Below are 11,293 nucleotides of genomic sequence, written 5' to 3'. Positions count from 1 at the left end.
AAGAATTCCCGTCGGCTCAGTCGTCAGTATGCAGATCGGGTTCCATATCCGGGGTATAGAGGCGATACTGCGCTTTGCCTGCCGCCTTGGCTTCATACATTGCCTTGTCGGCCCGGCGGAGTTGCTCGCTCATATCGCAATTGCCGCCATCGAACACAGCCAAGCCGATCGAGGCGGAAATATCGCAATCATGTCCTTCCCAGACAAATGGACGGCTCATTTCGGCAAGAATGGCTTCGGCGGCCTCCGCCATTTCCTTCTCAGCGCCCTTGTTCAAGAACAGCAAGGTAAACTCGTCCCCACCAAGGCGTGCCACCTCCTCTGCACGGCGGGCTGCACGTTTCAGGCGTTTGCCGGTTTCAACAAGTACCCAGTCCCCGGCGGCATGACCTTGCGTGTCGTTCAGCTGTTTGAAACCATCAAGATCAAGGATAAAGATCGCGGCGGGCGTATCGGTTCCGCGCAATACGGTTTCACACTGATCAAGTTTCTGCATGAAGCGCGCACGGTTAGCCAACCCGGTCAGCTCATCATTATTGGCCTTGTTCTGCAATTCGCGCGCGGCATGCTTTTGCTTGGTGATGTCGCTGGTCCACCAAAGCACGCTTTCCTCCCCCTGGAACGAAAGCGGTTCGATCGATGTTTTAAGCCAGCGTGCCTCGGGCATATCAGATCGGCGCAACCGGATCTCGACGTCCTGAAGTTCGCCCAGCGCATCCATATCCTCAAGCGACTTCTCGCGATAACGTTCGGAAAGAAGAATGGAATCCGTTGCTTTGCTTTCGTCTTCAATTCCGAGCATTTTGGAAAATGTGCTGTTGAAGAATTTGAAAACGCCGCTTTCCCGGTTGGAAATCCCGACCCCGATCGGTGCACTTTCAAGCAGCCCGGTCAGACGCTGGGATGCCTCGGCGACCTCGGCCTGCGCCTTCTTAAGGCTGGTCACGTCAATCAATGACCCGATGGTGCCCGCAATCGCGCCACTTGGGCCCCTGAGGGTGGCGGCGGCAAACAGGGCCGTGCATTCCTTGTCATCAATCGCAAAGGTAATCTCGTCACGTACCTGCCCCTCGGCATCGCGTAATGGGGCTTCGAGTTCACCGACGGTTTTGGCAAGTGATTTGGGCGCGAAATCCGCCATTCTCTTGCCAATTGCCGTTTCGACATCCGTACCAAACAGTTCGGCAAAGGCGCCGTTGCAACGAGTCAGAACCCCTTCGCGGTTTTTGAGATAAACCGGGGTTGGCAAAACATCGATCAGGTGCTGAATGAACGTCTTGTGTTCTGACAGTGCCTTGGCAAGTTCCTGGGCCCGCCCGGCATCACGTAACACCAGCGCGAATGTTCCGGACGGTCCGACATCGCAATGCCAGTTAAACGGCGTTTTGCCCAGACGAAAGGCCGGAAGTTCGGCATGTTTGCCCGACGAAATCGATGCAAGGGCGTTGCGAACTGCTGCTACCGCGTCGCCATCGGTAAATTCACCGTTTTTGGCAAGATAGGCCAGAAGCTGTTTGACCTCTGTGCCTTTACGCAAAACAGATTTTGCATCGCCAAGCTGCTTTTCCGCAGCCGCGTTGACATAGACGACGGTAAGGCCGTCCGGATCCAGAAAAATAAGACTGTCGCGTGACAACGCCGCAGTTGCCACAACATCCGCACTGACTGACAAGACACCCGGCGCGCTGCAAAACAGCGCTCTCCCTTTATTCGTGTTTTATGTGATGTCCCAGATCAGACCTTTTAAGACGGCCTTGTGTATTTATATGCGCAACCCATTGCATATACTGGAGAATAAGTCATTATTTTTTTGAATAGCAGGACATCAAACACGGGTGCAGGTCAGAATATCGTTATTTTTTCGCCGGAAGATCGATGTAACCGCGATCAATGCAGTGTTCGAGTTCCTTGGCGACGGCCAGCATTTCCTGAAAGCTCTCTCTCAGATGCTTGAGCTTTGCCAACTCGTCCACCGTCGGGTGTTCCTCTGCGCGATCATCGCAAAGATGAAAGGCAAATTTCAGATAATCCGCCCGAAGCCGTGCAACGGTGATCATCAGCGGCACGGCATTTTCAACCGACATATCCGGAATGGCCGGGCTGATGATTTCGTGATTGATCTCACGCAGGACATGCTCCATGCCCATCATGAAACGGCTTTTGCTGCGCGTCGGATCCTCTGTCATGACTGATACTCCTGCACCATAGGGATCTGAATAATTACACCAGTATCCATCCGGAAAGTAAAAACTCCTATAACAACTTACCACTCATGGTCGCATTTCCGACCACAGCCCGGCAGACTTTCCATGATCGCACCTTGCAGGTAAGCGCAAGGCGGGCTAGAGGTTAAGATAACAATTGTTCACATATGGGAATGCGAAGATGGAAGCGCGTGTAAAGTGGCTTGAAAACCTGACCTTCACCGGAATGAGTGGTACCGGACATGGTGTCGTCATGGATGGCGACAGGGATAACGGATTTGGCCCGAGCCCGATGGAGATGCTTCTGCTTGGTATCGGTGGCTGTTCGTCGATTGACGTTGTTCATATCCTCAAAAAGGGTCGTGAAAACGTCCTTGATGTTGAAACAGACGTTAAGGCCGAACGCGCAGAAACCGACCCGAAAGTCTTCACCAAAATCCACCTGCACTTCAAGGTAAAGGGTGAAAACCTTAATGAAACAAAGGTCGGCCGCGCCGTCGAACTTTCGGCAGAAAAATACTGCTCGGCATCGATCATGCTGTCAAAGGCCGCAGAGGTCACCCACAGCTGGGAACTGGTGGAATAATCCGGTTACTCATAGCGGCGATATTGATGAAAAAGCGATCTGTTCCCAGATCGCTTTTTTGTTTCTCGCACCATGCGACTTCCCGCGTTAACATCTTCTGACAAAAATAGAAAAACCACGTCCAATCCCGGGAACCGAACGGAGCAATCATCATGGGTACGTCCCGCATATTTCAGACTGGTTTGGCATCCCTTGCCCTGCTGGGACTTTTGACGACAGGTGCCTGCGCAAAGTCAGCCGACCCGCTTTCACCATCCGGTGCCGCAATTGCTCCGCCCGCTGAAGGACTGCCGTTTGAAGATTATGTCCGCTCCACACGCCAGCAACTCCGCGACGTCCTTGCCGCGACGCGATTTGCGCATGAAGAAAAACCGTTTGGCATTCATACCCTTGATCAGGTTGTCGATATGCGTGCACCTTTCGCACTTGGACCGGTGAGCAACACCTGCACCACCGACGAAACCGACCGGACGCAGGGAAATGGTGTTGGCTTCCTGATGGTACATGGCCTGACCGACAGCCCTTATTGGTTAAGTGACATCCGTGATAATCTGCGCCAACGTTTTCCCTGTGCAACGTTTCACGGTGTTCTTCTTCCGGGGCATGGCACGGTGCCGGGTGACTTGCTTGATGTCGAATATGAAGACTGGCTTGAAACCGTTCGTTTCGGCATGAACAGCTTTGGGGATGAGATCGATCACATCATCCCGATGGGCTTTTCGACCGGGGCCGCCTTGATTGGGCGAGTCTATAGCGAACAACAGGCAAACAGTGATTTGGTCAGTGCGCTTATTATGCTGTCGCCCGGTCTTGCCGCCAAAAGCGAACAGGCCTGGCTTACCCCCTATGTCCGATATGTCAAAGACTGGGTCGGTCAGGGCGGGAATAATGATCCGGGCAAATATGGTTCGATGGCCATGAACGCAGCAGCGGAGTTTTATTTGCTGACCAAGCCCTTTGGCCATGGAAAGTTGGCCGATTTCGATGTGCCGGTTTTCGGCGTTGTCAGTTCGGACGATCAGACCATCAACCCCGACCTGATGCGTGACTTCTTCTGCAACAAGGTTAAAAGCCCGCAAAAACACCTGATCTGGTATCAAGGCAAAATTGACCCGCCGACTAGCAGCGCAAATTGTGACGACATTGAAATTGTCCGCTCGGAAGACGACGAGATGCGCACACTCAACCATGCCCACACCGCAATTACCATGAGCCCCAAGGACCCCATTTATGGCCTTGATGGCGCGGTCCCCGATTGCGGGCATTATGATGTCGAAACTGCCCGCTCAAACTGCCAGTCCGGCACCGATGTTCTGTATGGTGAACGCAATCTTTTTGACGACGCGCCCCCCGGCACAATGCGCCGTGGCACATTCAATCCCGATTTCCCGGGTATGATGGACAAAATGGCCGCCTTTATCGCAAAGGCAATCACCGAACAGGACTAGGAACTGAAGCCGCCCCATGACTTTTGCGACCGACATTTTCCAAACACCGGACGGGATACATCTGCGCTTTGGTGTTCAGACGCCCGAAAACGCGCGCCAGCATGTCCTGATCCTGCAGGGGCGCGGGGAGTATATTGAACGCTATCAGGAAACGGCGGACGAGCTTGCCGAACGTGGTTTTGGCTGTGTAACTTTTGATTTTCGCGGCCACGGTGGCTCGTCCCGCGCAACGAATGATCCGGTCATGGGGTATGTCCATGATGTTGCGCAATATATCGCCGATACACGCCATGTTATTGACCATGTCAAAAACGTCTACGGGATTTCCTGCCCGCTTCTGATAACGCACTCGACCGGCGGGCTGGTTGCGATGGCGATGATGCTCGATCAACCGGATCTGTGGGAAAGCGTGGTGATGGTCGCGCCATTTTTTGGACTGGGCGGCCCTGACTGGTTGTCATTGGCGGCGCAATTTGTCGCCGACAGTATGTGTCGGTATGGATTTGACAAACAGTACCTGCCTGGTCAACGCAAACTAAGCCCGCTTGCCGGGTTTGAGGCTGAAAACATTCTGACTTCCGATCCGGTCCGCTATGCGCGAAATGTTGCCATCTTGCAAAACAGTCCGAACCTTGTGGTTGGTGGCGTTTCTGCCGGCTGGCTTGATGCCTGTTTCAAGGCGCAAGCATCGCTGACCACCCGGATCGAACAGATGAAGTCCGGCACACGGTCCCTGCCCCCCATCACCATTGTTCTGGCCGGGAACGATCAGGTTGTTTCCAACCAGACGACGGAAGATCTGTTTGGCAACGTACCGTCGATCACCATCGCGGAGATCCCCGAAGCCCGCCACGAAATTCTTCAGGAACGTGACATTTATCGAAACAGGTTCTGGCAATTTTTTGATGCGCACATCGCACGCACCCAAAAAAAGTGAACCCGGGAGACGTGGGCGGTGATTTGAATGCGTTTTGACCCTAAAGCTTTGCCAGAAGTTTCGCCTTGGTCGCATCATCAACAAAGGCTGCTTCGATGGCGGTGCGGGTCAAACCACCAAGCTCTTCGGGGCTAAAACCAAACACCTCCTCGGCACGCTGATATTCGGCTGCAAGCGAGGTAAAGAAAAACGGCGGATCGTCAGAGCCAAGGGTCACCTTGACCCCCGCATCGTAGAATTTGCGCAAGGGGTGGGATGTGTAATCCGGGAACACCGAAAGCGCGATATTCGATCCCGGACACACTTCCAGAACGATATCGCGCTTGGCCAGTGTTTCGACCAGTTTGGGGTCTTCGATGGACCGCACCCCATGCCCGATCCGCGTCACAGGAAGTTTTTCAATCGCATCCCAGACACTTTGCGGTCCTTCGACCTCCCCGGCATGGGTGGTGCAGCCAAGACCGGCATCGCGGGCGATCTTGAACGCCGGATAGAAATCTTCCTGCGTGAACATGCTTTCATTGCCGCCCATGCCAAAACCGACAATGTAAGGGTGACGACAATCAACCGTTTCACGCGCGACCTTGACCGCAACATCCGGCCCAATGTGGCGCACACAGGTCATGACAATCCGGCCGATGATCCCGGTTTCCTTTTCAGCACGGTCAATACCATCAACGACTGCCTCAAGATGCGCGTCAAACGACAGTCCGCAACTGGCCGCATGGGTCGGCGAACAGAAAAGCTCGACATAAAGCGTGCCGACCTTTGCCTGCTCGACCAGATAGGAACAGGTCAGGTCGGAATAATCCTGCTTGGTGCGGATGGCGGCACTCGCTTTGTCAAAACTGTTGAGGAACTCGGGAAAATCACGCCAAATATAACGATCCTGCGCATCATAGATATCACCCGGCAATGTCAGACCATTGCGCTTGGCAAAGCTGCGGACAAGCGATGGTGTCATCGCCCCTTCAAGATGCAGGTGCAGTTCTGCCTTTGGAATGGTCGTGCTCATCGCGGTGCTCCCGGTTTGTCGGCATCATCTTATAACCGATACCTTCTAACCCAAACCAACCCGCTTGGTCACGCAGCAACCGCACGACGCGATGATTTGCGCGCAGCACTCCTTTGCTGAACGTACGGATCATCGGCCAAGGATGCCAACGGCCCGATAAACGGCTCAAACCGTTGCCATTTCTCAACGGAGTCCTGATTGATCGGGCGACGAACCTGGATCATGCTGGCCGTCGCAGCAACTTTGCCGGCACGATAAAATTCAAGACATCCCGGATGCCAATCCAGTCCGCAATGGGCCAAATAATCCTGTGCAACAGCTTCCGGATCAGACACCAGATCTTCGTACGAAAGATCATACAACTGGCCATTTTGATCTGCTTCAAAACTGGCATTCATCAGACCGACATAGCCGCGGTAGTAATCGGCCAATTCCCCCAGATCGTCGGAATAGCGCATCGGGATTGAAAACGGTGTTGTGTAGATTGAAAGACAGGTCGCAAGTGGATGACGATGGGTGTGAATGATTGGCGCATCAGGAAAAACGCGCCGGATCATCTCAACACGCAGGAAATTGGCCGGTGTCTTGTTGGTGACAAACCGCTTTTCGGGCGCATAGGCCTTAAGTGCCGCAAGATACTGTTGGCGAATTTTCTTCGCTGCCTTGGCATCGATGCGCGCCAATTGATCAGAAATCTGGCCACGTCCGACAACATCAATCACCGCCTTGGCAAAATCGCCGATTTCGCCGGCGGCATGCACATCGGGATGGGCGCCAAGAATACGCTCGGTCAGGGTTGTTCCGGATCGCGGCATCCCGACGATGAAGATCGGGCGCGGGCCATCTTCGTTTTCTGAGCTGACATCTTCCAGAACCGGGACCGATCCCGCCATATCACGCAAACGTGCAAGTTCCCTGAGTTCGCGCGGCATATCAAACGGCCGCTCCGACCGGTTTGCACTATGCCCCAACCGATAGAAATCAAAGGCCTCTTTCATGTTGCCTTTCATCTCCTCGATCTTTGCCCGCGCAAAGGCCGCCTTGTAACGCTCCCCTTTTGCGATATCCGCCTTATCAAGCATTGCATCAAGAACACCACTCGCACCTTCGGGCATGGATTGCGGGCGCATAAAGGAAATGATCAGGTATGGCTGGGCACTGAAGGAAGGATCCAGTTCAATGATTCGATGGCAGGCCGCAACAGCCTTTTCAGCCTCACCCGCCAAGGCATATGAAGATGCCAACAACATTCGGACTGACATGTTTTCGGCGTTGCGTGCGACATACTCTTCAAGCAAATCAAATGCCTGTGCATGCTGCTCCTGATGCAGATAAATGCGTGCGAGCAAAGACTGACTATCTTCAAACTTGGGGTTTTCAGGGGTGATAGCACGCAAAATTTCAATCGCTTCCGACAAGCTTGGCGCTACGCTTAGGCCCGGACTCTTGTAAACCTCTGCTTGGAATAATACGTCGGCCAACACATAGGGCAACAAATCGTTCTGCGGCGCAGCATGAATACGCTTTCTGACTGCGGCTTCCAATGAGCCAAAGTCATTTGCCTGATATGCATATCGAAGAAAATTTTGGGCCACGGGGCCCCAGTACCGATCATCCAGCGAGAGAGAATTAAACAGTTTCTTCAATCGTCTACCAGCGTTCGCAAGATAACTACCTTGCAACTCGCTGACTGCTGTCATGATTTCGATATCTGTTCTTTTCGGATGCAAACGCAACAGCCGCGCACCGATTTTGGCCGCCCTGTCAAATTGGCCGACTGACATTGCCTGCTTCATTTCGTGCGCAATGTCTTTATTTGACTGCGTCATTCATCTGTCCTTGGATGCGTAATTGTTGTTCTACGCCCCCTCCCCAAGTACAGAGCGACTATAGGTCATTTACAGGATAGTGCACAGCACAAACATTGATGAATTTACGTAAAATCACGTAAACGTGACCAATATGTGACACAGGATTTGGCTATCGACTCACTCAACGGGAAGTTGGTGCTTGTCCTTGGGCGACTTCAAGCTTGCTGACGCCAGAACAGCGCCGCCAACGATCAAGGTGCATCCAGCGATAATAGCCGGCGTTGCAATCGCCTTGCCGAACGCAATCAACAAGCAGGTGCTGAGCAACGGCGCGCCATAGGCCAGAACACCGAGTATCTGAATATCACCGTGTTTGGTGCCATGGTCCCAGACGAAGAATGCGGCCCCGACCGGCCCCAGTCCGAGCCCGAGAATAGCAAGCCATTGTCTGGCATTAGGCATTACCCAGTCTTCGATCATAGCATGCGTAACAAGGCCAAGAATGGCGGCACCTGCGCAAAACCCGCAGACTGCCCCCACCGGAACATTGCGATAGCGCCGGTTCACGACAGAATACCCTGACCACAGCAATGAACAGATAATTGCCGCCCCGTATCCCAGCGCGAATGCCGGATCAAAGGTCAGGGCTTGCCCCTTCCCCACCAGAAGAACGGCACCAAACACCCCCAGAACAGCACCCCCGATATGCTGCCATTTCAGGCGTTCGCCGGGCAAAAGTGCGGAAAACAAAACAATCAGCAGCGGCCAGAGATAGGCAATCAGGCTGGCTTCGACCGCAGGCGCGTTTGCCAGCGCGACAAAATAGAAAAAGTGATAGCCAAACAGCCCCACCACACCAAGCGCCCAGGCACCAAGCGGTTGACGCAAGGCCCGAACCACATCACCACCGCGGAACGTGATCCAGAGCGCACTGAAAATGCTCGCAATACCAAAGCACAAACTGACCAGTTGAAACGGCGGGATGTCGGCCACTTCGGTCGTGAACAGGGCAAGCATGGCCCAAAGAATTACGGCAACCGAACCGATCAAGGTTGCCTTACGTTTTTCATTCATCGCGCCCATCCGAGTTTGCTGATTATGCAAACTGGAAGATGCACCTGTTTGACGATCCGGTCTTTGCCCAAACTCCGGAAGTTTGCGACAAGGACCTGGTGGGAAGTATAGCCCTAAAAGCCCGCCGGATCGCGGCGGACCGACCTGGGCGCGCAGCCAAACCGGCGGGAAAACGCACGTGAAAAGGCGCTTTGATCGGCAAACCCGACCGCATTTGCCAGATCGGACATCGAAAGGCGAATTTCGGGATCACGCAAAAGCGCCATGGCCATTTGCAGGCGTTGCTCGGTTAGCCAACGCATCGGGCTTGTCCCGACATGTTTTTGGAAGGCACTAAACAGGCTGCTCTCCGATTGGGCGGCAATGGTTGCCAAATCACTAATCGTGATGTCTTCGCCCAACCGGGCCTCCGCCCATGCCATGGCACGGACGAGCCGTGATGGCAGTGCGGCCATGCCAAAGGCATTCCCGCCACGGCTCTGACGGCTGCGCAATAAAAGCGTTTTCAGGCAATCGAGCATATCTGTCTGGGATTCTTGATCGTGTAGCGGTGCAATAGCCTGCAACAGCGCGACTAATCCCCTCTGATGCCCCAGTCCCACTTCAAGATACGTCGCAGCACTGCCATGGCGATGCCAAAGTGCCTCAAGACCGGTGCGATGGGCCAGATCGGCGTCGACATCAAGCACAAGGAAGCGGTTTAGCCCCTCCGCACGATAGGCATGGGTTTTGCCCGCCTCGACAAAGGCCAGTTGGCGACCGCACACCTCACCCCCACGCCCTTCGACCTCCATCTCAAGCTTGCCGAGCTCGGAGATGATGATCTGATGGAAATCGCCGTGGCTGTGGCTTTGTGCTTCGGGGCGGTATTGCCGCATGCTGTACTGCATCGGATCCTCCGTCTCGCAGAATGACGGGCAAAGTTTATCAGTGCTTTTCGCAATGATAAATCCTTTCGCGCAGCGTCTTGATTGATCGCCTGCGCCAAACATCGCCGTACAGGATAAAGTGCCGTAGGAATGTATTGATTGATGCAGGATTTATTGTCACTGCGCACCATATGTTACAGTATGTTAATCAGAAGAATTGCCGATCAGGAAAAGCCACCGGCACGAATAAGGACCAGACGGGGAGATTGAGGTGACCTATTGTGAAAAATGTGATGCGGTTCCTGAAATCGCACCTGCAAACGGGACACTCTTTCTCTGGCCGCCAGTTGCCCATACCACCGGTAAAATCCTGGCCGGTGCGAAATCAATCGGCATAGAGGTCGAAAAAACAACGTCTGTTGCAACACTTTCCATTCACTACACCCGTCCGGGTCTGCGAGCGCTGATTGATGCCATATCGAACAGTCTCCTTCCCGAAGAACTGTCAGACACCAAGGCACTGATCATGCCAGGCGTTCGGCGTCCCGAAATCGATGACATCGCCCAGATCACAAGCCTTGGCGCGATCCGTGCAGCAATCGGGGCAGAATGGCTGGGTGACCTGTTGCGCGACAACCGGCTGAATTCGGTATTTCAGCCGATTTTTGACATCAACGACCTTGGTAAACCCTATGCCCACGAATGCCTTGTCCGCGGCGAAAGTGCGACCGGCGATGTAATCAACCCGGGCCAGCTTTTTGATGCAGCCCAGTCCGCGACCTTGCTGTTTCAGCTTGATCGCGCGGCACGTGCGGCCAATGTCCGCAATGCCCACAAGGCAGGCGTGAAAGGCAATCTGTTTATCAATTTCACCCCAAGCTCGATCTATGATCCGGATTCTTGCCTGCGTTCGACCATCGAAGTCGTTGAGGAATGCAATCTTGATCGCAGCAATGTTGTGTTCGAGGTGATTGAAACCGAAAAGGTCCGCAGCACGGCACATCTGAGCGCCATCCTTCAGTCCTATCGTGATTCGGGTTTCCGGGTTGCGCTCGATGATGTCGGATCAGGCTATTCGACGCTGAACATGTTGCCGGAACTGCGTCCCGATATCATCAAGATCGACCGTGAACTGGTCGATCACGTCGATCATGACAAGTTCAAACAGGCAATTGTCAGCAAGCTGATCGCGCTGGCCAAGCAGCTTGATATCGAAGTCATCGCCGAAGGCATAGAACGCCAGGAAGAACTCGATTTCCTGCGTGATCACGATGTTGACTATGTGCAGGGCTTCCTTCTTGGCCGCCCTGCCCCAACACCGTTTGCTGCCAAGGCAGGCTAACCACGCC

General features: G+C 53.9%; 10 protein-coding genes. 4 read left to right on the top strand and 6 right to left on the bottom strand.

What is annotated here, in order from left to right; translation table 11 throughout:
* Nucleotides 1–16: 16 nt before the first annotated feature.
* Nucleotides 17–1,672, bottom strand: coding sequence for a diguanylate cyclase domain-containing protein (locus IT893_RS06715; protein WP_252724100.1), 1,656 nt, complete (start codon nt 1,670–1,672; stop codon nt 17–19).
* Between the two features lie 181 nt (nt 1,673–1,853).
* Entirely contained in the window at nt 1,854–2,186 is a 333-nt protein-coding gene (locus IT893_RS06710; protein ID WP_008890686.1) for a hypothetical protein, read from the bottom strand.
* Nucleotides 2,187–2,385: 199 nt separating this feature from the next.
* On the opposite strand from IT893_RS06710, the gene IT893_RS06705 reads away from it, so the two are divergent.
* The 3 genes from IT893_RS06705 to IT893_RS06695 all read left to right on the top strand — a co-directional run bounded on the left by IT893_RS06705 (nt 2,386) and on the right by IT893_RS06695 (nt 5,175).
* Nucleotides 2,386–2,790: an OsmC family protein gene (locus tag IT893_RS06705; RefSeq protein WP_063088127.1), complete on the top strand. Its 405-nt coding sequence runs from the start codon at nt 2,386–2,388 to the stop codon at nt 2,788–2,790.
* A 152-nt stretch (nt 2,791–2,942) separates the two neighbouring features.
* Nucleotides 2,943–4,238, top strand: a complete 1,296-nt coding sequence (locus tag IT893_RS06700) for a carboxylesterase (RefSeq protein WP_197147268.1) — start codon at nt 2,943–2,945, stop codon at nt 4,236–4,238.
* A 16-nt stretch (nt 4,239–4,254) separates the two neighbouring features.
* Nucleotides 4,255–5,175: an alpha/beta fold hydrolase gene (locus IT893_RS06695; RefSeq protein WP_197147267.1), complete on the top strand. Its 921-nt coding sequence runs from the start codon at nt 4,255–4,257 to the stop codon at nt 5,173–5,175.
* Nucleotides 5,176–5,215: 40 nt separating this feature from the next.
* Here IT893_RS06695 and IT893_RS06690 read toward each other — a convergent pair whose 3' ends face one another.
* From IT893_RS06690 to IT893_RS06675, 4 genes are all read right to left on the bottom strand, one after another.
* Nucleotides 5,216–6,190, bottom strand: coding sequence for an adenosine deaminase (locus IT893_RS06690; RefSeq protein ID WP_197147266.1), 975 nt, complete (start codon nt 6,188–6,190; stop codon nt 5,216–5,218).
* Between the two features lie 68 nt (nt 6,191–6,258).
* Nucleotides 6,259–7,587 carry a sulfotransferase gene (locus IT893_RS06685; RefSeq protein WP_197147265.1) on the bottom strand — a complete coding sequence of 443 codons (1,329 nt, stop codon included), beginning with the start codon at nt 7,585–7,587 and terminating at the stop codon, nt 6,259–6,261.
* A 591-nt stretch (nt 7,588–8,178) separates the two neighbouring features.
* Nucleotides 8,179–9,075: a DMT family transporter gene (locus tag IT893_RS06680; protein ID WP_197147264.1), complete on the bottom strand. Its 897-nt coding sequence runs from the start codon at nt 9,073–9,075 to the stop codon at nt 8,179–8,181.
* Between the two features lie 113 nt (nt 9,076–9,188).
* Nucleotides 9,189–9,965 (bottom strand): AraC family transcriptional regulator, encoded by a 777-nt coding sequence (locus IT893_RS06675; protein WP_252724099.1) that lies wholly within the window; start codon nt 9,963–9,965, stop codon nt 9,189–9,191.
* A 250-nt stretch (nt 9,966–10,215) separates the two neighbouring features.
* Between IT893_RS06675 and IT893_RS06670 the strand changes: the two genes are divergently transcribed.
* Nucleotides 10,216–11,286 carry an EAL domain-containing protein gene (locus IT893_RS06670; protein ID WP_197147262.1) on the top strand — a complete coding sequence of 357 codons (1,071 nt, stop codon included), beginning with the start codon at nt 10,216–10,218 and terminating at the stop codon, nt 11,284–11,286.
* The last annotated feature ends 7 nt before the right edge of the window (nt 11,287–11,293 follow it).

Source organism: Thalassospira sp. A40-3, from assembly GCF_015871485.1.
GTDB classification, from domain to species: Bacteria; Pseudomonadota; Alphaproteobacteria; order Rhodospirillales; family Thalassospiraceae; genus Thalassospira; species Thalassospira tepidiphila.
The sequence above is the reverse complement of the archived record's forward strand: the minus strand, read 5'-3'. Positions and strand labels throughout refer to the sequence as shown.

Excerpts from the sequence above, each read along its gene's own strand:
- IT893_RS06690 (WP_197147266.1), bottom strand. The coding sequence starts at position 6,190 with ATGAGCACGACCATTCCAAAGGCAGAACTGCACCTGCATCTTGAAGGG.
- IT893_RS06680 (WP_197147264.1), bottom strand. The coding sequence starts at position 9,075 with ATGAATGAAAAACGTAAGGCAACCTTGATCGGTTCGGTTGCCGTAATT.
- IT893_RS06700 (WP_197147268.1), top strand. The coding sequence starts at position 2,943 with ATGGGTACGTCCCGCATATTTCAGACTGGTTTGGCATCCCTTGCCCTG.
- IT893_RS06695 (WP_197147267.1), top strand. The coding sequence starts at position 4,255 with ATGACTTTTGCGACCGACATTTTCCAAACACCGGACGGGATACATCTG.
- IT893_RS06710 (WP_008890686.1), bottom strand. The coding sequence starts at position 2,186 with ATGACAGAGGATCCGACGCGCAGCAAAAGCCGTTTCATGATGGGCATG.
- IT893_RS06675 (WP_252724099.1), bottom strand. The coding sequence starts at position 9,965 with ATGCAGTACAGCATGCGGCAATACCGCCCCGAAGCACAAAGCCACAGC.
- IT893_RS06705 (WP_063088127.1), top strand. The coding sequence starts at position 2,386 with ATGGAAGCGCGTGTAAAGTGGCTTGAAAACCTGACCTTCACCGGAATG.